The organism is Comamonas sp. (genome assembly GCF_036666375.1).
GTDB lineage: Bacteria > Pseudomonadota > Gammaproteobacteria > Burkholderiales > Burkholderiaceae_C > Comamonas.
The window spans coordinates 1-20,584 of sequence record NZ_JAVWWA010000007.1 but is presented as its reverse complement, the minus strand read 5'-3'; the positions used below and the strand labels follow the sequence as shown (position 1 = coordinate 20,584).

At 63.3% G+C, this 20,584-nt stretch carries 19 protein-coding genes; 9 read left to right on the top strand and 10 right to left on the bottom strand.

The genetic code is table 11. The features are described from left to right. Positions 1-385: 385 nt before the first annotated feature. The 7 genes from RR928_RS02715 to RR928_RS02685 all read left to right on the top strand — a co-directional run bounded on the left by RR928_RS02715 (position 386) and on the right by RR928_RS02685 (position 9,200). The gene (locus RR928_RS02715) at positions 386-1,114 is read left to right on the top strand and encodes a GNAT family N-acetyltransferase (protein ID WP_332539467.1); all 729 of its coding nucleotides are present in this window, start codon (positions 386-388) and stop codon (positions 1,112-1,114) included. A gap of 146 nt (positions 1,115-1,260) precedes the next feature. Next, positions 1,261-2,142 carry an HlyC/CorC family transporter gene (locus RR928_RS02710; protein WP_332539468.1) on the top strand — a complete coding sequence of 294 codons (882 nt, stop codon included), beginning with the start codon at positions 1,261-1,263 and terminating at the stop codon, positions 2,140-2,142. An 8-nt stretch (positions 2,143-2,150) separates the two neighbouring features. Next, complete coding sequence (gene lnt / locus RR928_RS02705) at positions 2,151-3,731, top strand: apolipoprotein N-acyltransferase (RefSeq protein ID WP_332681442.1); 1,581 nt, start codon at positions 2,151-2,153, stop codon at positions 3,729-3,731. Positions 3,732-3,894: 163 nt separating this feature from the next. Next, positions 3,895-4,419, top strand: a complete 525-nt coding sequence (gene fabA, locus RR928_RS02700; RefSeq protein WP_159913106.1) for a bifunctional 3-hydroxydecanoyl-ACP dehydratase/trans-2-decenoyl-ACP isomerase — start codon at positions 3,895-3,897, stop codon at positions 4,417-4,419. Continuing rightward, positions 4,416-5,636 (top strand): beta-ketoacyl-ACP synthase I, encoded by a 1,221-nt coding sequence (gene fabB / locus RR928_RS02695; protein ID WP_332539470.1) that lies wholly within the window; start codon positions 4,416-4,418, stop codon positions 5,634-5,636. The genes fabA and fabB overlap by 4 nt, the downstream gene beginning before the upstream one ends. A gap of 540 nt (positions 5,637-6,176) precedes the next feature. Then, the gene (locus tag RR928_RS02690; RefSeq protein WP_332539471.1) at positions 6,177-8,003 is read left to right on the top strand and encodes a glycosyltransferase family 2 protein; all 1,827 of its coding nucleotides are present in this window, start codon (positions 6,177-6,179) and stop codon (positions 8,001-8,003) included. A gap of 21 nt (positions 8,004-8,024) precedes the next feature. Beyond that, entirely contained in the window at positions 8,025-9,200 is a 1,176-nt protein-coding gene (locus RR928_RS02685; RefSeq protein ID WP_332549656.1) for a PIG-L deacetylase family protein, read from the top strand. 3 nt (positions 9,201-9,203) lie between these two features. On the opposite strand, the gene RR928_RS02680 is transcribed toward RR928_RS02685, so the two are convergent. The 10 genes from RR928_RS02680 to RR928_RS02635 all read right to left on the bottom strand — a co-directional run bounded on the left by RR928_RS02680 (position 9,204) and on the right by RR928_RS02635 (position 18,395). Then, entirely contained in the window at positions 9,204-10,280 is a 1,077-nt protein-coding gene (locus tag RR928_RS02680; protein ID WP_332539473.1) for a glycosyltransferase family 2 protein, read from the bottom strand. Between the two features lie 4 nt (positions 10,281-10,284). Next, on the bottom strand, positions 10,285-11,640 hold the full coding sequence (locus RR928_RS02675; RefSeq protein WP_332681439.1) for a DUF2142 domain-containing protein: 1,356 nt from the start codon (positions 11,638-11,640) through the stop codon (positions 10,285-10,287). A gap of 2 nt (positions 11,641-11,642) precedes the next feature. Continuing rightward, positions 11,643-12,002, bottom strand: a complete 360-nt coding sequence (locus RR928_RS02670) for an EamA family transporter (RefSeq protein WP_332549654.1) — start codon at positions 12,000-12,002, stop codon at positions 11,643-11,645. Positions 12,003-12,046: 44 nt separating this feature from the next. Further along, complete coding sequence (locus tag RR928_RS02665) at positions 12,047-12,991, bottom strand: glycosyltransferase family 2 protein (RefSeq protein WP_332681437.1); 945 nt, start codon at positions 12,989-12,991, stop codon at positions 12,047-12,049. Beyond that, a complete protein-coding gene (locus tag RR928_RS02660) occupies positions 12,988-13,941 on the bottom strand; it encodes an LpxL/LpxP family acyltransferase (protein ID WP_332549652.1) in 954 nt (317 codons plus the stop codon). Before RR928_RS02660 ends, RR928_RS02665 begins: the two co-directional genes overlap by 4 nt. Then, complete coding sequence (locus RR928_RS02655; protein ID WP_332681435.1) at positions 13,938-14,675, bottom strand: hypothetical protein; 738 nt, start codon at positions 14,673-14,675, stop codon at positions 13,938-13,940. The genes RR928_RS02660 and RR928_RS02655 overlap by 4 nt, the downstream gene beginning before the upstream one ends. Before the next feature lie 66 nt (positions 14,676-14,741). After that, a complete protein-coding gene (locus RR928_RS02650; protein ID WP_332549650.1) occupies positions 14,742-15,743 on the bottom strand; it encodes a hypothetical protein in 1,002 nt (333 codons plus the stop codon). Positions 15,744-15,749: 6 nt separating this feature from the next. Beyond that, complete coding sequence (locus RR928_RS02645) at positions 15,750-16,967, bottom strand: ABC transporter ATP-binding protein (RefSeq protein WP_332681433.1); 1,218 nt, start codon at positions 16,965-16,967, stop codon at positions 15,750-15,752. After that, positions 16,957-17,760, bottom strand: a complete 804-nt coding sequence (locus RR928_RS02640) for an ABC transporter permease (protein WP_332540276.1) — start codon at positions 17,758-17,760, stop codon at positions 16,957-16,959. The genes RR928_RS02645 and RR928_RS02640 overlap by 11 nt, the downstream gene beginning before the upstream one ends. Before the next feature lie 20 nt (positions 17,761-17,780). Beyond that, positions 17,781-18,395: a Crp/Fnr family transcriptional regulator gene (locus tag RR928_RS02635; protein WP_332681430.1), complete on the bottom strand. Its 615-nt coding sequence runs from the start codon at positions 18,393-18,395 to the stop codon at positions 17,781-17,783. A gap of 505 nt (positions 18,396-18,900) precedes the next feature. On the opposite strand from RR928_RS02635, the gene RR928_RS02630 reads away from it, so the two are divergent. Together RR928_RS02630 and RR928_RS02625 are read left to right on the top strand one after the other, a co-directional pair. Further along, positions 18,901-20,169: a FecR family protein gene (locus RR928_RS02630; protein ID WP_332681429.1), complete on the top strand. Its 1,269-nt coding sequence runs from the start codon at positions 18,901-18,903 to the stop codon at positions 20,167-20,169. Positions 20,170-20,250: 81 nt separating this feature from the next. Further along, on the top strand, positions 20,251-20,584 hold a 334-nt coding region (locus RR928_RS02625), incomplete at its 3' end, for a CHASE2 domain-containing protein (protein ID WP_332681428.1).

The window sequence follows — 20,584 nt, the reverse complement described above, 5'->3', positions numbered from 1 at the left end:
CACCACGAACGGTTTCCCATGCATCCCGAGGCCGCCTGGCGAGCCGCGTCAAAGGTATGAACAACCAGTTCTCCAGGCATGAAGACGGGCATTCATGGTTCGACAAGCTCACCACGAACGGTTTCCCATGCATCCCGAGGCCGCCTGGCGAGCCGCGTCAAAGGATGAACAACCGGTTCTCCTGGCATGAAGACGGGCGTTCATGGTGCGACAAGCTCACCACGAACGGTTTCCCATGCGTCCCGAACCCGGGCGGCCGCGTCGCAGGATGAACGGCTAACTCTCAAACCGCTGGCGCATGAAAGCGTTGCAAGCTTGCATCGTTCCCATGTTGCACTGCAGCATTCTTCTTGAAGAATCTAGGGTAATCCCCTATATTCGAAGCATGAACGTTTCTATTGACTGGTTGAAGTCTTCCTGGCGCGCGGGCAAGCACATGCTGCGTCCGGTGACCAGTCCATCAATCCGCTTCATCGCCTCGTGCCGTCCTGCCATGGTTCCTATCCGTACCTTGAGTGCGCGCCACCGCAACAGCGTGGGCCGCCATTTGCTCAAGCTCGACACCGCCGACCGCTATCTGCGTTTCGGCTATGCGGCCAGCGACGAGCAGGTGCTGCGCTATGTGCAGCAGCTCGATTTCGAGCGCGACCAGCTTTTCGGCATCTACAACCGGCGTCTCGAGCTGATCGCCATGGCCCATGTCGCCTACGCTCCCCATCCTGAGTACCAGAGCTGCGCCGAGTTCGGCGTGTCCGTGCTCAAGCAGGCACGCGGCAAGGGTCTGGGCAAGCGCCTGTTCGACCATGCGATCGTGCATGCGCGCACCCGTGGCGTGAGCATGATGTTCATCCATGCGCTGTCCGAGAACACCGCGATGCTCAAGATCGCACGCAAGGCCGGCGCCGTGGTCACGCGCGACGGCTCCGAATCCGAAGCCTATCTGCAGCTGCCGCCCGCGGGCATAGACACGCACATGGAGCAGATGGTCAACGAGCAGTTCGCCGAAGTCGACTACCAGCTCAAGAAGCAGGCCAGGCAGTTCTGGAGCTTTCTGGCGGGCATGCAGGAGATTCGCCAGGGCATGCGCGAAGGCCGCCACAAGGCCGGGGCATAACGCCGGCCATGCGCCGCAACAGCGGGCCCCGCTGCGCAGAGGGCCAGGGCGCCACGGGGATTTCTCGCAAATGCCACACCCCAGGTGCAGGCAATCCGCTATCCTTGCAGCTTGTTCCACTACCGCACGTCCTGCATTCCAAGACAGTGTCAGACCCGCATTCTGCTCGTTCTTCCGAAAAGGAAGACAAGCGCAGTTTTCTGCAAAAAGTCGCTGAATTCATCCATCCCGCTCCCGAGTCGGCCGATGAATTGATCGAAACCCTGGCGGAAGCCGAAGACAATCAAGTCATTGGCGCCGATTCCCGCGTGATGCTCGAACGCGTGATCCGCATGGCCGACATGACGGCCGGCGACGTGATGGTCGCCTCGACCCGCATGGACCTGATCAACATCGACGATCCGTTCGATGTCATCCTGCACCAGGTCATCACCACCGCCCATTCGCGCTTTCCTGTTTACCAGGGCGAGCGCGAAAACATCATCGGCATTCTGCTGGCCAAGGACCTCCTCAAGCTCCAGCGCGCTCCCGAACTGAATCTGCGCGCGCTGCTGCGGCCCGCGGTGTTCATTCCCGAGAGCAAGGGGCTGCACGATCTGCTGCGCGAGTTCCGCGGCAACCGCAGCCATCTGGCGGTCGTCATCGATGAGTTCGGCCGTGTCGCCGGGCTGGTCACGATCGAGGATGTGCTCGAGGAAATCGTCGGCGAGATCGAGGACGAATTCGATATCCCCGAAGACGAAGGCGACATCTTCGCGCTGGCCGACAACAGCTACCGCGTTTCGGGCGATACCTCGGTCGAGCGCGTCGCCGAAGCTTTCGATGTGGTGCTGCAGGCCACCGATCCTGAAGACGATTTCGAGACCATAGGCGGGCTGATCGCGCATGAAATGGGCCATGTGCCCAAGCGTGGCGAATACCTGCAGATGAAGGGCCTGGGCTTCACCGTGCTGCACACCAAGGGCGGCGCCGTGCGCTGGTTCCGCGTGGTGCGCGAGCATGCACCCGACAGCCTGGTCAGCAACTGAACATCTCCATGGCTTTGTCCTTGCCCGGCCGCGCGGCCATCTGGCTGCGAGCGGCTGTCATGGCCGCAGCGGGCCTGGCCCAGGCGCTGTCCATTGCCTGGCCCGTTGGCGGCAAGCCGCTGTGGTGGCTGCAAATCGTCTCGCTGGCGCTGCTGGCCCATGGCCTGCGTGCCAGCGCGACTCCACGCCGCGCCGCGGCGCTGGGCTTCGTCTTCGCGACCAGCTGGCTCGCGGCGACGTTCTGGTGGCTGTTCATTTCCATGCACACCTACGGCGGCCTGCCCGCGCCGCTGGCGGTGCTGGCCGTGCTCGGGCTGGCAGCCTTTCTGGGCAGCTATTACGCGCTCGCGGCCTGGGCTTTCACGCGTTTCAAACCATCTGGAGCGCTGGCCTCGGCGCTGCTGTTCGCCGCCTGCTGGACGCTGGCCGAGCTGGCACGCGGCAGTCTTTTTACCGGCTTTCCCTGGGGGGCGGGCGGCTACGCCCATGTCGACGGGCCGCTGTCGGTGCTGCCGCGCTGGCTGGGCGTCTACGGCACGGGCGCGGTCGCGGCCGCGCTGGCCTATGGGCTCGCGGGTCTGCGGGCCGTGCATCTGCGCCAGGCGCGTACCTGGGCGCTGGCGCTGGGCGGCGCGGCGCTGCTCGCCGGCCTGTTCTGGCAGCGTGACTGCGCGCTGCGCGCCTGCCTGGCCCAGGCCCCGGCCGCGCAACCTGGCGCGATCAGCGTGGCGCTGTTGCAGGGCAATATTCCCCAGGATGAGAAATTCGAGCCCGGCAGCGGCGTGCCGCTGGCGCTCGAGTGGTATTCGAGCGCGCTGCGCAGCACCGATGCCCAGCTGGTGGTCGCGCCCGAAACCGCGATTCCGCTGCTGCCCCAGCAGCTGCCGCTCGACTACATGCAGCTACTGCAGCAGCATTTCAGCCAGGGTCCGCAGGCCGCGCTGATCGGCATTCCGCTGGGCAATCCGGTCGAAGGCTATGCCAATGCCGTGATCGGCCTGCTGCCGGGCCAGGCGCCGGTCTACCGCTATGACAAGCACCATCTGGTGCCGTTCGGCGAGTTCATTCCGCCGCTGTTCCGCTGGTTCACCGAAATGATGAACATTCCGCTGGGCGACTTCAATCGCGGCGGTCTGGCCCAGGCGTCGATGGACTGGGCGGGCCAGCGGCTGGCGCCCAATATCTGCTACGAGGATCTGTTCGGCGAGGAAATCGGACTGCGGTTTCGCGATCCGGCCACGGCGCCGACGATCTTCGTCAATGTGAGCAATATCGGCTGGTTCGGCGACAGCGTCGCCATCGACCAGCATCTGGCGATCAGCCGCATGCGTTCGCTCGAGTTCGAGCGGCCCATGCTGCGCGCCACGAATACCGGCGCCACGGTGATCATCGACCACCATGGCGCCGTGACCCAGGCGCTCGCGCCACATGTGCGCGGCGTGCTGACGGGCAGCGTCCAGGGGCGCGACGGAATCACGCCGTTCGCCGGCTGGGTGCGCTGGGCCGGGCAGCTGCCGTTATGGCTGTTGGCCGCGCTGGCAGTGGCCTATGCGGCCTGGCGACAGCGAACGGTCAGCCAGGGCAAGTAGACTGTCGTCTTTTGAAGTTTCTGTGTTCTTTTGCATTTGCAGGGTCTTTGCGGTTATACGGCAGCGCCGTGGGCCGGATAATGCGCGCCTGTGGCGCATGCGAAATGCTGCGAATCACGCGACAACGAAGCGGTGAGTGCACCGCTGTGGAGCAAGTTTGACAATGGCCGATTCCTTTTCCTACCAGCAACTGATCGCCTCCGGCGAGGGCAAGCTGTTCACTCCTGATTCCGGGCGCCTGCCTTTGCCTCCCATGCTGATGTTCGATCGCATCACGCACATCGCCAGCGAAGGCGGCGAGCATGGTCTGGGCAAGATCGTGGCCGAGCTCGACGTGAACCCCGACCTGTGGTTCTTCAAATGCCATTTCCAGGGCGATCCGGTGATGCCGGGCTGCCTGGGCCTCGACGCCATGTGGCAACTGATAGGCTTTTACCTGACCTGGCTGCAATTGCCCGGTCGCGGCCGTGCGCTCGGCGCCGGCGAAGTCAAGTTCACCGGCGAAGTGGGCCCCGACGTCAAGTTGGTGACCTACGAAATCGACATCAAGCGCCTGATCAAGCGCAAACTCAACATGGCCATCGGCGACGCACGCCTGCTGGCCGACGGCAAGCTCATCTATACGGCAACCGACCTGCGCGTGGGTTTGTTCATGCGTGAGGGCAAAACCGAAGGATCCGCAGAATGAAGCGTCGGGTTGTGATTACGGGCACGGGCATTGTCTCGTGCATCGGTAACGACAATGCAACGGTCGAGGCCTCGCTGCGCGAGAGCCGTTCGGGCATACGGGCCATGCCCGAATTCACCGAACTGGGCATGCGCAGCCAGGTGGCCGGCATTCCGCAAATTGATGTCGAGGCATTGATCGACCGCAAGCAGCTGCGTTTCATGGGCGATGCCGCGGCGTATGCGCAAATAGCGCTGACCCAGGCCATCGCCGAGGCCGGACTCACACCCGAGCAGGTTTCCCATCCGCGCACCGGCCTGATCATGGGTTCGGGCGGAGGTTCGCCCGCGAACCAGATCGAAGCCGCGGACACGCTGCGCGAAAAAGGCATTCGCCGCGTCGGCCCCTACCAGGTCACGCGTTGCATGAGCTCCACGGTCTCGGCCTGCCTGTCGACGAATTTCGGCATCAAGGGCATCAACTACTCGATCACCTCGGCCTGCTCGACTTCGGCGCACTGCATCGGCTCCGCGGCCCAGCAGATCGCCTGGGGCATGCAGGACGTGATGTTTGCCGGCGGCGGCGAAGAGCTGTCCTGGGGCATGTCGCTGCTGTTCGACGGCATGGGCGCGATGTCCAGCAAGTACAACGCCACGCCCGAGAAGGCCGCGCGCGCCTATGACGCCAATCGCGACGGTTTCGTGATCGCCGGCGGCGGTGGCGCCGTGGTGCTCGAAAGCCTGGAGCATGCGCTGGCGCGCGGCGCCAACATCCTCGGCGAAGTCGTGGGCTTCGGCGCCACGTCGGACGGCGAAGACATGGTTGCGCCTTCGGGCGACGGCGCCATTGCCTGCATGCGCCAGGCCATCGAAGGCCTGGACGGCCCCATCGACTACATCAACACCCACGGCACTTCGACGCCGGTCGGTGATGTGCCCGAACTGCGCGCCATCCGCGAAGTGTTCGGCGAGAACATTCCGCCGTTCTCGTCGACCAAGTCGCTGACCGGCCATTCGCTGGGCGCGACCGGCGTGCAGGAAGCGATCTACTGCCTGCTGATGCTCAACAAGGGCTTCATCGCGGGCTCGGCCAACGTCGAGACGCCCGACCCCGCGGTCGAAGGCATGCCGCTGGTGACCGTGACGCGCGACGCCCCACTGCGCCAGGTTCTGTCCAACAGCTTCGGCTTTGGCGGTACCAATGCAAGTCTGGTGCTCAAGCGCTGGGAAGGCGCATAAGTTCCATTCGCCACCGCCCCGGGGCTCAAAGGCTTCGGGGCGAATCCTCTGCCTCCTTCATTTTTCCCTGATTTTCTCGCGTGGCGTTGTGTGGCCGGCGCACCCGACGGTGGCTGAATGCTCATGGTGACTGCAATCGCTGCGCGCGCCGCGTGTGGCACCTGGGCGACTCGGCTGTGATGGCCAATGCATGAAGTTTGAGCGACAAGTGGTCGGTGGCCACTTGGGCGCGCTGCCCGCAAGCTCCATTGCAGCAGTGCGTTTCTGCTGTAACTTAATGTGCAGGGTTCGTCCTGCGCTAGGATACAGCGCTCAGTGGATGGCGCGCAGGCATTGCGCGGCATCCGACGCCGGTACAGTCATGGCTGAAGGCAACCCAATAGTCAGACTGAAAGCACTGGTGGCGCCCACTCGCCCGACGCATGTCGTGGCCGACGCCGATGGATTTCCAGAAGCTTTGATTTAATTGATTCGTCGAAAAACAAATTCATGAATAGTCCGCAATCATTAAGTCTTCGGCAAGAGCTATCTTTCGAAAATTTGTCGGATGTATCGCTGGATATCTCCATCGTCACTTACAACTCGTTCAAGTGGCTGGCGAAATTCTTTGATAGCCTGGCTTCGCAGCGCATCCCACTGAAGCAGATTCGGCTCCTTGTTCGTGACAATGGTTCGACGGATGGAAGCATTGCCTGGCTGCAGAACTTCCAGCAGGAGCAGCAGCACAACTATCTGGAAATTTCCGTGGAAGCCGGCGCCAACGTCGGCTTTGGCAAAGGGCACAACGCCAATCTGGCGAAAGCGCAGAGCCCGTTTTTTCTGGTGACGAATGTCGATCTGGAGTTCGAGCCCGACACGCTGGTGGAGCTGCTGATACAGGCCTGCGCCGACGGCCCGGATGTCGCTCAATGGGAATGCCGCCAGAAACCGTACGAGCATCCCAAGCACTACAACCCGGTCAACGGCGATGTGCTCTGGTGTTCGAGCGCCTGCGCGCTGTTCCGTACCGAGGCGATGCGCAAGGTGGGCGGTTACGAGCCGCTGCTGTTCATGTATGGCGAGGATGTGGAGCTTTCCTATCGTCTGCGCGACAACGGCTACCGTCTACGCTACGTGCCCAAGGCCACGGTATGGCATTACACCTATGAGGAAGCTGCGCAGGTCAAACCCATGCAGTTCCTGGGCAGCACCTATGCAAACGTGCTGCTGCGCTGCCGCTACGGCAGCCGCCATCAGGTCATTGGCGGTGCGATCATGTACCTGGGGCTGCTGGCCGTGCCGCAGTCCTTTCCAGGCCAGCGCCGGGGCTTGCTGAAGAACGGCCTCAAGCTGCTGCGTTCCGCGCCCGTGTTTCTGCGCACACGCCGCAAGAGCCACCAGCCGTTCCCGTTCCGCCTGTGGGACTACGAAATGCCGCGCGAAGGCTCGTTCCACGCCTATCCCGAGAAAACCGGCGACGAGCCCAAGCCGCTGGTCAGCGTGCTGACCCGCACCACGCCCGGCAAGACCGGCCGCCTGGCAGAGGCCGTGGCCTCGGTCGCGGCGCAGACCTATTCCAACATCCAGCTGGTCGTGGTCGAGGACGGCGGCAACACGGCCCAGGCTTTCATGGACGAAGTCCGTGGCTATGGCGTGCTGTCGGAAGTGACCTATCTGCCCTTGCCCAAGATGGGGCGCTGCGCCGCGGGCAATGCCGCGCTGGCAGCGGCGCGCGGCGAGCTGCTGTGCTTTCTGGACGATGACGACCTGTTCTACGCCGACCATCTCGAAGTGCTCGTGGATGCATGGCAAAAGCGCCCCGAACTGGGCGCCGTCTATTCGCTGGCCTACCAGGTGCGCACCGAAGTGATCAGCGCCGAGCCGTGGATCTACCGCGAAATCGAGCACAGCCTGCTCTATCGCCAGCAGTTCAACCGCTACGTCATGTGGCACCACAACTATCTGCCCATCCAGACCGTGCTGTTCAAGCGTTCGCTGTTCGAGCAATACGGCGGCTTCGATCCCGACCTGGAGAATCTGGAGGACTGGAATCTCTGGGTGCGTTACTCCTTGCACCACGATTTCGAGATGGTGCACAAGGTCACGTCGCTGTACCGCGTGCCGGCCAAGGCGGAGATGGCCGTGGGGCGGCAGAAGATGCTCGATGACTACTATGCCAAGGCCCAGGAAAAGCATGCCCAGCTGCGTGCCGACATCAGCCCGGTCGAAGTGCTGTCTGCGGCGCAGCAGTTGTCGCGCGACATCTACGTGACCTTGATTCCTGCAAAGCAGGTGCGCAAGTTCATTTTGCAGGTTCCCAGTCTGCGCTGGCTGTACCATCCGTTGAGAAAGTTCGCCTACTACGTGAGACGCGTACGCAACAGATAGGCCGCATAGCGAGGAGACGAAATGGAGACCTGGTTTGCCCCCACCCAGCCGGGCGCGCTGCCTGCTGCGCGCAAGGTGCTGGTGTTGGCGCCCCATCCCGACGACGAGATATTCGGTTGCGGCGGCGCCGTGGCGCTGTATGCCCGGCAGGCCGTGCCGGTGCATGTGCACATACTCACGGATGGTGGCGGCTATGCGCCGGATGCGCAGCGCGAGCAGATCCGCGTCACGCGCCATGAGGAGTCACGCCGGGCGCTGGCCCATCTGGGCGCGGGCATCGACAGCTCATTTGGCCCTTACCAGGACCGCGCGCTGCTCAAGGAGAGCAGCCTGATCGCGCATATGGTGACGCTGCTCGAGCAGCACCAGCCCCAGCTGGTGATTGCGCCATCGCCCTGGGAAATCCACCCCGATCACCAGGCTTGCGCACGCGCTGCTGCGGCGGCCGTCAACCAGTGGCGGCGCAGGGCGCAGGCCGATGTGGGGCTGATGCTTTATGAGATAGGCAGCCCCTTGAAGACCAATCTGCTGCTCGACATCACCTCCGTCTGGGCGGTGAAAGAGCAGGCCATGCAGAGCTTTGCCTCGCAGCTGCAGCAGCAGGACTACATACGCCACGTCAAGGGCTTGAACTCGTACAGAACCTATACCTTGCCGCGCGAAGTGCGCTATGCGGAGGCCTTTCACTATCTGTCGGCCGACGACATGGCCGCGATGGACAGCGGCACCGACCCCGCACCGGCGAGCCGCAATCTTGCCGTGCAGTACCTGGACCGCTGGGTCGAGTCCGCGTTGCAAAGCGCCAGCGTCCATGCCGAAGACCTGCAGCAGGCATTGCTGGCGCAGAAGGAGCACAGCGCCCAGCTGGAACTGCAGCGCGAGCGGCGAGAGCAGCAGCAGGAGCAGGAAAGCCAGCAGCATCAGCAGGAAATCCTGCGATATCAGCAGCAAATGCAGCAGCAAATGCTGCAGCAGGCGCGCGAAAGCGAGTTGCAGCGGCAGGAACATATGCGGCTACAGCGTGAAATTCAGCTGCTGCAGCAGCAGGTGCTGGCGTCGGAGGAAGCCTTGCAGCAGCAGCAGCGCGCGCATGAGCAGCAATTGACGCAGGCACTGCAGGTGATCGAGGCGCTGCATGCCTCCACTTCATGGCGCGTCACAGCCCCGCTGCGGGCCCTGCGCCGCTGGCTCAGGTAAGCGTCAGGCCAGCCGGAACACCGGCAGCGGCGTGCGCGTCACAGGCCGGTCGGGCCCGATGCGCGCATAGAGCGGTCCTGTGCCCAGGCGCGCGATCAGATGGGCGGGGATCTCGGCCTGGGGGCCGCTGCCCAGCCAGCCCACCGCGGGAATGAGCAAGGCCGATGGGCTCAGCTCGAGCAGCCAGCCGCCTTGCCATGCAGCCGGCACATCAAGCACCGGGCAGGCCTTGTCATGTTCCTGGCAAGCCAGGGGCGCGGCCAGCGCAGGGCGCTGCATGCCGCGCGCCATTCTTTGCTGCCATGCGCCACGCCCGGCGAAATGCTTGTCGATATAGATCTGCTTGGATTTCTCCATGAAATCCACCTTGGCCGACGTGTGCTCCCATTCATGCAGCACATAGGCATCGGTCACCATACCCAACTGCCAGCCCGCACGTTGGAGGCGCCAGCACAGATCCGAATCCTCGTAGTACATGAAAAACGCCGGATCGAACACGCCGCCGTCCTGCAGCGCTGCCGAGCGGCGCAGCAGCATCGCGCCGCCCGAAAGCGCGCGCTGGGCAACGACTTGCGCGCTGCCCGGCTGCCATACGCGCAAGGCCAGATTGCGGTAGGCGTTCGACATCCTTGCCGCGACCGCGTGGCTGCGCCATGCCTGCTCTATGCACCACATCTCGATTCCTGTCGGCAGCCAGGCCGGAGGCAGGCGGAAGCGGCCCGAGGACTCCCACAGCTGGGCGGGACTGACGGCGGCCAGCTCGGGCATGCGCTCGAGGGCGGCCTGAAGCTTTGCCATGCAGCCCGGCAGCACCTGGGTGTCGGGGTTGAGCAGCATGATGAATTCCGCCTGCGTGCTCGCAATGCCTGTATTGCAGGCCGCGCCGAAGCCGGTGTTGCCGGCATTGGTGATGACCTTGACGCGCGGGTCCAGCACCTGGCGCAACCGCCGGTTTTCATCTGCATCCACGCTGTTGTCGACAACGATGACTTCCATGCCGGGGCTGTCGCGCAGCAGGCTCTCGGCGGCTGACTGGACGAGGCCGTGGCCGAAATAGTTGACGATGATGCTGGCTATCATGGAATCAAAAGATGGAATATCGGCTCTGAAGCGTGCTCAGCAGCGAGAAGGCGCTGAACGCGAAGAATGCGCACAGGAGTAATTGACCGGCCAGCGCGAAAGCGCGCGACCGGACGTCGAACAGGCCGTGCAACGCATAGGCCAGCAGCAGGAAGGGAACAATGAAATATCTTCCCTGAATACCGTGCACGATGGTTGCGGGATGCGGCGTCCAGGAAATGAGCAGTGCGGTGAAGATGGCCAGCACCGACAGCAGCGCCGTGGCCGCCAGGGAAGATCGTGCGATGGCGTGGTTTGCCTTGTTGAACGGTGCAAATGCGTTCAGCAGCGCAAACAGTATCAGGCATGTACCGAAGACCGGGTAATGCCACAGGGTCAGGTTGGTATCAAGCCAGCCCAGTTTCCCGATGAACGACTGAAAGTAGAAGTACATCATTTCGCTGTTGGTGACGGTATTGAACAGTACCTGGGCGAAGTCCACAGGGTGGATAACGTAATACCGCAGCGCTTCCAGCGACGAGATATCGCGCGGAATTCTGTTGTCCACGGTGGTCTTGATGGAAAAGACGATCCAGAACAGCGTGAAGCAGGAGGCGAAAAGACCCAGGCCCAGGTACTTGCGATTCTTCTGCTGCCATCCAATGATGAACAGCAGCAGCAAAAGCGGCGCCAGATGAATCCGCGTGGTCGCGATCAGTATCAGCAGGCAGGCCAGCAGATAGAACGTTGCGGGGCGCTGGGGCTTTGACTGGAAGCCGAGAAACAGGCTCACGGCCAGCAGGCTCAGGCTGGTGGTGATGCCGTCCAGCGTGGGCGAAAGCAGTTGAAAGACGCCCATGGGCAGCAGCAGGATGCCCAGTGCCAGCGTGCCGGGGCGGTGCAGCGAGAATGCAATCAGCATCAGGGCGATGGCGATCGCCATGACGAAAATTCGCGTCAGGTAATAGGTGTGGTGAATGGATAGCTGGGCCAGCTCTCCGGCCTTGATCGCCATCGCATGCGGCAGATAGATCAAGGGCAGATAGAAGCCGGTTCCCGGAATTTCCATGAAGGAACGGTTTTCTGCGCCGCTCCAGGCAAGACTCCTGAGCCTCTGCTTTTCCTGCGGCGGCAGCCGGAAGTCCGGGCGGCCGGAAAGCTGCATGTGTCCCTGGATGAAATCGCGCAGCCCGTCATCCACGTAGCCGCCCGACATCTTTCCCGGCGCAGTGGTCAGCAGCCAGTCGCCTTGCGCAACCAGATAGGCCTTGGCGATATGCTGGTTCTCATCCGGCGACTGCATGGGCGGGATGAAATACGAGCCACCGACAGCCAGCAGGAGAATGATGAGGTATTTGATGAAAAAGCGGGAGTCAAACATTCTCATGCGTTGCTGCCCAGCAGGGACACGTAGATTCCCGATGCAATCAGAACCGCTCCGACGAAGCTGTGCCAGCTGAGGCTTTCACCCAGAAAGAAGTGCGCGAGCACGGGCACGATGAAGAAGGCGCAGCCCACGAAAGGGTAGGCGAGCTTGAGCGGAACCTGGCGCAGCAGCAATATCCAGAACAGCGTGGAGATGCCGTAGACGACCAGTGCAATCCACAGGTGCGTGTTTCTCAAGGCCAGCATCACGATGGAGCCGTCGCCGTGGAGATTCTGCGCCGCGAGCTTGAAAAGAATCTGGCCTGTGGACAGGCCGATCACGGTCAATATTGCAAGAATGATGGATTGCAGACTCATGGTGGTTTTTCTTGCCGCTTGTTCAACCGCGCTGCAGCGCGCGGTCACAGATTCTGCTGAATCGCGCGCGACGGCACGTTGGAGACGTCGAAGGTCACGAAGGCCAGCAGCATCTGCAGGCCCATGATGGTCGGCAGGGCCGCGAGCATCACGGTGCCCGAAGGCGCCAGCGTTCCCGTGGAAAGCGTATGCGCCCACTGCGTGAGTCCATAGCAGATGCCGAATCCGAAAAAGAGAATTCCCAGCAGCAGTTCGAGCGACGCCGCCGTCATGTCGCGCAGGAAGTAGTTGTAGAAGATTCTCTTCACGGAGTTCTTGATGTGCTTTGCCGTGAACTCCAGGAAAATATCCTTGATTTTCAGATTGCTTTTTTCATCGGCATATACCGCGTTCATGGGGATGTCCATGACGCAGGCCCGAATGATGTTCAGCCGGAACAGCATATCGGTCTCGAAAAAATAGCGGTTGCTGATTTTCTGCAGCGGCAGATGGTTGATCAGCTTGACATGGATGGCGGTATATCCATTGGTGACATCGAAGATGTTCCAGTAGCCGGTGGAAAATTTCGCCACCATGGACAGCATCGCATTGCCGAACAGCCGAACGCCCGGCATGTTGCGGATCTTCTCCAGGTTGTAGAACCGGTTGCCCTTGGTGTAGTCCGCGTCCCCATTCAAAATGGGTTTGACGAACTGGGCAATCAGCTTCGGATCCATCTGGCCGTCGCCATCGATCTTCACGACGATGTCCATGCCTTCTTCGGCGGCCTGCCTGTAGCCGGTCTTCACGGCCCCGCCCACGCCCTGGTTTTCCGCATGCCAAAGAATATGCACGCGTGGATCGGTGCAGCTTTCCTGCACCAGGCGGCCGCTGCCTTCGGGGCAGGCGTCATCGACGACATAGATGCGCGCAACCTCGGGACCTATGGCCGCGATCACGCCCAGAATGTGCCGGGTGACGCGATAGCACGGAATGACGACGGCAATCATGTTTCTGTCCTCGGCTCAGCAATTTTGGGCATGGCGGGCAGCAGGTCGCTGGCCCACCAGCCGCCTGGATTGGCCATGATCTGCTGCGTGAAGAAATCGTAGATGCGCTCTATGGTCCGCGGGTCATGGGCGGGGCCGGGAGGGCAGAACACCATCCTGTAATGCCCCTTGCGCACCGGCACGCAGATGAAGCCGCCGATGTCGCTGTCCGTGCGCTGCGCCAGCCGCAGGCAGCCGCCGGCAATCGTTCTGGTGCCGCCCAGAAACCGCACCGTCATGGATGCGCCGTTGGGCAGCACGGGCGCATCGCCCAGCATCATCAGGATCTCGCGGCGCTTGAGCATGTCGTAGAACGGGCGCAGGCCGGCTTCCATTTCCACGACCTTGCCGCCGTTGAGGTACTGCTCCATGTCCTGGTACTTGGCGGTGAAGTGCTCACGCACGGCCTTGTCGACGCGCGGATCCTGGGTCACCGCGGACGTCATGATGTTGACGCTTTCGCCGCAGCGCGCGAGAAAGCTGGTGCCGAGGAAAAAGCTCTCGAAATGCGCGGTCAGCATGATCAGCCCGCGGCCGCGGTTGCGGCACAGGTCGAGCGCGTCGGGCGGATCGAACTCGCAGGTCAGCTCCAGCCCCCGTCCCGCGGCCAGCAGGCGGGCCTCGAACTCGTCCATGGCTTCGGACACAAAACGCTGGCTGCGCCAGTGGTCGAGTTGTTTCTCGGACGCCTCGGGAGCGAGCTCCTGATAGGCCGTGCGGCTTTGCTTCCAGATGTGCCGGAAGCCCAGGGCCATCGAGCGCCAGTCGCGTCCGGTCGCTCCATTGAGCGCGCCGCGCCATTGGGCCAGCGTATAGCCGAGTCCGAGAGGCAGGCGCGCCATCATCGGCAGCGCATGCGCGAAGTCCAGGTGGTGCAGCCAGCGGGCCGCTTTCCATTGGTATGGCTTCACGGCGTGCTCATGCTGGCCGCCAGCGCGGCGATATCGCCCGGGCGGTGGATGTCGAAGCAGGGGGTCTTGATCGGCAGGCGGTGGGCCCACTTCTGCTCGAAGGCATGGCCGTTGTTTTTCACGCGCTCGATCAGGCCGGGCGGCATCTCGCCCTGCGCGGGCGTGTCGGACCAATGCTCGCAATACGCGTCCAGCGCGGCGGCGCACATGCCCGCTGCCTGCGCCTGCAGCACCAGGTCGGTCGCATAGAAGTCAAAACCCATGGCCGGGTCCATGCGCAGGCCCGAATCCACGCGCACGGCGACCAGCAACTCGTCGAGGCTGTCGACCAGGCAGGGCAGGGCCGCGGGTTCCTTGAGCAACTGGCCGCGGTCCAGCACATGGCCGGCGCGCACGCTCTGTTCTCCCACGCCGCGCACGCCATACAGGCCGGCCACGGCCAGCGTGGGCCACTGCGCGCAGGCCTCGCCCAGCGCCCGGCGGAAAAGCTGGTCCCAGCCCGGCGGGAAATGCACATCCTGGTGCACCCAGACCAGCCAGTCGCTGCCTTGCGCCGCCTGGGCGTCCATCGCCGGGTTGAAAGCCGCGGCTGCGGACGGGCTGTTGAAGCAGGCTGACCAGGGCAGGCCGCCGCGCTGCATGCACTCGGACTGTGCCAGGCGCTGCTGCAGCACATCGATGCGGCTCACGCTCGTGACGACGGCAATGGATGGAAGGTGGGAAGGCCTGGACATGGTGTTCATGGAAAGGGTGTGAGGACGCCGTGCAACGGCTGCCGTGCGCCGCTGCAGCCATCAAGGCTAGAGGAAGTCGGTATCCCCTGCCATCAGCCACAGCTTCAGATCGGGCGCCTGCGCGGGCATGTCCGCGGGAGCGCGAATGCTGATGTTGGCGATATGGGGAAGAAACTCGGGCGCGGTGCCGGCCAGCCGTTCGCTCACGCTGGCGCTGGCCCAGGTCGTCATCGTCGGTGCGCCTTCCTCGGCCGCGACGCGCAGCGCGGCCAGGCAGGCATGCGCCAGATGGCGCGCGGGCCCGACCCAATCGAGCCATTGCACGGCTTCGCCGGGATGCGACGGCTGGGACAGCACGATCACGCCCAGCGGCTGCAGATCCCATATGCGCCGCAGCGTGTACAGCCGGTACGCCTTGTCCGGACGCTGGATGAAGCGCCATGACAGGTAATCAGCGTCACGTATGCCTATCGTGTAGTCCCGCGTATCACGGCGCATGGCCTGCCAGGCCCGGTCTACCGTGGCGCGCAGATGCGGCGCATCGGCGGCCAGCGGCTCGACACGCCATAGCCAGCCGGGAAGGGGCTGGCGCTGCGCGACCTGCCACTGCAGGAACGGCACGGCGCCGCCGTCGCGGCCCAATCCCTGCTTGACATGCAGCCGCGTGGAGCGCGCATGCGCGAAGCCGAAGCCGACCTTGTAGGGGCGGTCGCTGCCCAGGCGCGTCGTGTACATATGCTCGCAGGCATAGAAGAACGGGTTCTTGCGTGTGAACACGCCGCGCCATTCGGGGCTGACCATCAGGTCGCCGATCTGCAGGAAATTCGTCGCCTGGCCCTGCTGCAGCATGCGCCGCGGAAAGCCGCCGCAATAGGCGATCAGTTCCTGGCGTTCATTCCAGATGCCCACGCCTTCGCCCTGGCCCCGGATGTACTTCCATTCGAACCAGTCGCCTTGCAGGCCGCTGCTGAAAATCTGGTGGTGCAGTTTGAGCACATCGTCCCTGTGGGCTGGGACCATGTCGCGCAACTCGAGGGGCTGGCCTGCAATCAGGAGATCTTTGTGCATGGTCGGTCAGCGGGGCGCTTGCGGCGGGGTGGTCACCCAGTCGCGCGGCAGGCTCACAAAGCCTTGCTCCGTGCCTTCCTGGCGCACATTGAGCCGCAGGCAATGCAGCACCTGGTCGTAAGGGTGCAGGCCATCCTCCGATGACAGGAAGCAGGTGACCCAGTAGGTGCCCTTGAGCAGCGGAAACTGCCTGAACAGGATGCTGGCCTGACCCTTGCCCTGGGCATCCACGGGAATGACGATGCCGTCGTTGACGGAAATGGCGCTGGTCACGGTGGTGCCGTTCGCGTCGGAGATGCCGACGGCCACGCCCGGCGCGGGCAGATGCGGGTCGATTTCAAAGGAAATGTCGATGGCCAGATCGGACTGCCCCGAAACCAGATGCACTTCGCTGCCTTCCTGCACGCCGGTGCGTGCCACGGCCTTGACGATGCGGCCCGTGCCGCTGGCCATGGGCGCCGCTTCCTGCACGGCCGCGGGCGTGGTCGGTGCGTTGAGGCTGGTGGCGTAGGCGCTGGTGACGTCGGCCGCATTGCCATCCATCTTGACGCGGCCTTTTTCCATCCAGATCGCGCGCGCGCACAGCGCCTCCACCTGGTACATCGAATGCGAGCAGAAGAAGATCGTCTTGCCGGCTTCCTTCAGGCGCATGATGCGGTCGAACGACTTGCGCGCGAACGCGCCGTCGCCCACCGACAGCGCCTCGTCGATGATCAGGATGTCGGGGTCGGTGCTGGTCGCCACGGCGAACGCCAGCCGCACGTACATTCCGCTCGAATAGGTCTTGACCGGCTTGTGGATGAAGTCGCCGATGTCGGCGAATTCGACGATCTCGTCGAGCCGCTGCTCTATTTCCTGGCGCTTCATGCCCAGGATGGCGCCGTTCATGAAGATGTTCTCTATGCCCGTGAAGTCGGGGTTGAAGCCCGCGCCCAGCTCGAGCAAGGCCGCGACCCGGCCCTGCACGCGCAGCGCTCCCGAAGACGCGGGAATCGTGCCGCACAGCAGCTGCAGCAGCGTGGACTTGCCCGCGCCGTTGCGCCCGACCAGGCCCACGACCTCGCCGCGCGCCACCTGCAGGTTCACGTCCTGCAGCGCCCAGAAGGATTGCTCCTGGGTCTGCTTGCGGCCCCACAGCAGGCTCATCAGCCGGTCGGAAGGGTTGTTGTACAGCGGATAGCGCTTGGAGAGGCCGCTGGCGTCGATGGCGAAATCAGATGACATCGGAGAATCCCTCGCGCAGGCGTTTGAACACCACCGCGCCCACAGCGGCAACCAGCGTGCAGACGGCCAGGCTCAGCCCGAACTGGCCCCAGTCGGGCCACTGGCCTTGCAGCAGCACGGTGCGCGTCTGCGTCATGATGGGCGCCAGCGGGTTGAGCCACATCCACTCCTGCACCTTGGCGGGCAGGACTTCGACGGGAAAGAACACCGGGCTGATGAACACCAGCGCGCTCATGGTCAGGCTCACGATCTGGCCTATGTCGCGGATGAAAAGGCCTACGGCGCTGAGCAGCCAGGTCAGGCCCAGGCACAGCGGCAGCAGCGGCAGCCAGACCAGCGGCAAGGCCAGCGCCGACAGCGGAATGTTGCCCAGGCCGATCAGATGCAGCACCAGCAGGATCGCGGCGCCGATCAGCAGCTGCACGCAGGCCGAAAGCACCGTCGCCCAGGGGAGTATTTCCAGCGGGAAAACCACTTTCTTGATCAGGTGCGGCTGCTCCAGCATCAGGCTGGGAGCGCGATTGACGCATTCGGCGAAGAAATTGAAGATCAGCAGGCCCGTGTACAGCCGCAGCGCGAAGGCCAGATTGCCTTCCTCGGGCGGCGCCCAGCGCACCTGGAAGATATGCCGGAACACCAGGGTGTAGATGGTCAGCATCAACAGCGGCGCGAGCAGCAGCCATGCCATCCCGAGCCAGGACTGGCGGTATTTGGCTTCAATGTCGCGGCGGGCGAATTGAAGGATCAGATCCGAGTGGCCGAGAGGAAAGAAATAGGAAGTAAGCTTTTTCAAGGTTCAGGGTGGCTCAGGGGTCAGGCTTTGGGCGGCGGCATGCGGCCCTCGGCAATGTCCTTGATGACCACGGGTTCGATGATGATCAAGGAGTTCCCATCGCGCACCAGTATGCGCTGGGTGAACAGCAGCTGGAAGGCCCGTGTGACGGTCTCGCGGCTGGCATTGATCATGATCGCCAACTCCTGATGGGTCGGAATCTGCTCGACCACCCGCTGGTCCTTGAGCTGGCTGGACGGCAATTGTAAGAGCAGAACGCAAAGCCGCTGAAACGGGTTGGGTAGGCTCAGCAGCGTGCGCTGCGCCGTGACTTCGCGTATGCGCCTGGCCAGCTTCTGCATCACCGCCTTGGCCGCTTCCTGGTGGCTCAGAATCACTTCGCGCACCGTGTCGGCATCAAGAAAGGCCACGGTGGACTTCATTGCGGCCACGACAAATTCGGCCGGCGGCTGTCCATCGACCACGGTCAATTCGCCAAAATAATCTCCGGGATCGACGAAGTACAGGCCCACGCTGCGCCCGTCCACGGTGAAATCCAGGCCCTGAAGACGGCCATCGACCAGAAAGCCCAGCTCGAACACGCTTGCGTCCTTGGACAGCACCATGGCCCGGCGTGCAAACGAACGCAGGTTCATCCGGCTTGAAAGCTTTTCCAGCTCCTCACGTGTCAGTGACTGCAGCAAAGGGAACTGTGTCAGGAGTTGAACCGAAACGGGCATAGGCCGAGAGTGTATCAATCAGATGCAGGCCGCCACCCACGGTAACCGCCAAAATGCCTCAGGAGCATTGCAGTGCCTTGTGAACCACTGCATGGAAGCGCGTGCCACGGGGACCGATGAAAACCAGCGTGAAAGTGTGTCAATATGCTGCATCCCCCAACCTAGGATGCGCGCAAAATGGCAGCCCTGCACCCGTTTGTCCTCATGAAACACTATATGAGGTGAGCCGGTGCAGGGCGTGCGGTTCGATATTCCGTGGATGTGACTTTTTGTGTGACCGGGCGCACAGACGTTTCCACCAGTGCTCGGCAATACTACTGTCAACTATGTTGGGGTGCGCACTATGACGATGAGCAGGATATTCCGGTGTTCGGTGATCGGGGCAATGCTGGCCGGTGGCGCAGCTGCGCATGCGCTCACAGTGCAGCCTCTTGTCGCCCAGGCGACCATGGTCATAGGTCAGGTCAGCGTCGTGCATGCCGACGGCAGCGCTTCGGCCATGACGCGCGGCTTCGAAGTGCGCGTCGGCGATACGGTGCAGACCGAGCTGGGCGGCCATGTGCACCTGCGCTTCGTCGATGGCGGAAGAGTCAGCGTGCGCCCCTCCAGCCGGCTGCAGATCGACAGCTACGGCTATTCGGAAACCGATACCCAGGCCAGCGCGATCAAGTTCAAGCTCGAGGAAGGCGTCGTGCGCTCCATCACCGGAGAGTGGGGCGCGGCCGCGCGCCATCGCTTCCGCCTCAACACGCCGGTCGCGGCGATCGGCGTCAAGGGCACCGACTTCCTGGTCAAGGCCACGTCCGATCTGACTTCGGCCTCGGTGTTCACGGGTGCCATCTCCGTGGCGCCCTTGCTCGGCGCCTGCGGCGCGGGCCTGGGCCCGTGCCAGGACGGTCGCCTGCTGTCCGAAGACATGAAAGGCCAGGTGGTCGAGCTCGGCCGCCTGCAGACCGCTCCGCGCATCGTGCCGTCGACCGATCTGACCGTGGCCTCGCTGCCCCAGCAGGCGGTTACGCTGGCCGAGCGGCAGACGCAGAATGTAGGCACGGCCGTGCTGGTGGCCTCTACGGACAAGCCCCTGACCGAAGAGCAGGTGGCCGCCGCGGTCAATACGCTCAAGCCTACCCAGCCGCAGGAGCCCACGGTGCCTACGCTGCCTACAGAGCCGCCGCCGCCCAAGACCCTCAGCTGGGGCCGCTACACGTACGGCCAGCTGCTCACGGGTGACACATTCAGCAAGGAAATCAGTGTCGCCATGCTCCAGGCTTCCGAGCGCCTGGCCAGCAACGGCTCCTATGCCCTGCTGCGTCCGCTCGAAGACGGCAAGCCCATCGCCTTTGCCCCGGGTTCGGGCTCGGCGCAATTCCGCCTGGAAGGCGCCTCCGCGAGCGTTCTGCGCAACGGCCTGGCCACTACGCTCGAGCATGTGAGCGTCACCGCCGCAAGCCTGGGCGTGAACTTCGACAACAGCACCTTCTCCACGCGCCTCGATGTACAGGGCGCGCAACTGGGCAAGGATGTGATCCAGGCGTCCGGCACCATTTCAAGCACCGGCCTGATGCGGTCGGTCGGCGGCAACAGCATCGTGCAGGGCGGCCTGAGCGCCGATGGACGCGAAGCTGGCTATCTCTTCCAAAAAGGCATACCTTCGGGGACATTGCAGGGCATTACCGTGTGGGGACGCTGAAATGAAGCATTCCCTGAGCGGCTGTCGTCGCCCGTGCGATGGACCACAGCAGTTCAATGTGTCATGGACAGTTGAAGTGTGATGAAGCAAGCGAAGTTTTTGCGGCCACTGATTCCGGTGCTGGCCTGGTTGTTCGCGCTTTGCCTTTGGGCGCTGCTCGCGATCTGGGGCGCGGCCTGGGTGCAGCCGTTGCAGGAGCGCGCCACCGATCTCGTGTGGCGTGTGGGGGGAGTGCATGCCGAAGAGCGCCGCCTGGTGCTCGTGGACATTGACGAGCTGAGCCTCAAGGAGCTCGGAGCCTGGCCCTGGGAGCGCGAGCGCACCGCGCAGCTGATGCAAAAGCTCTCCGAGCGCGGTGCCGACCAGCAAATCTGGGACATCGTGTTTGCCGACGAACGCCACGGCGTTTCGGTGC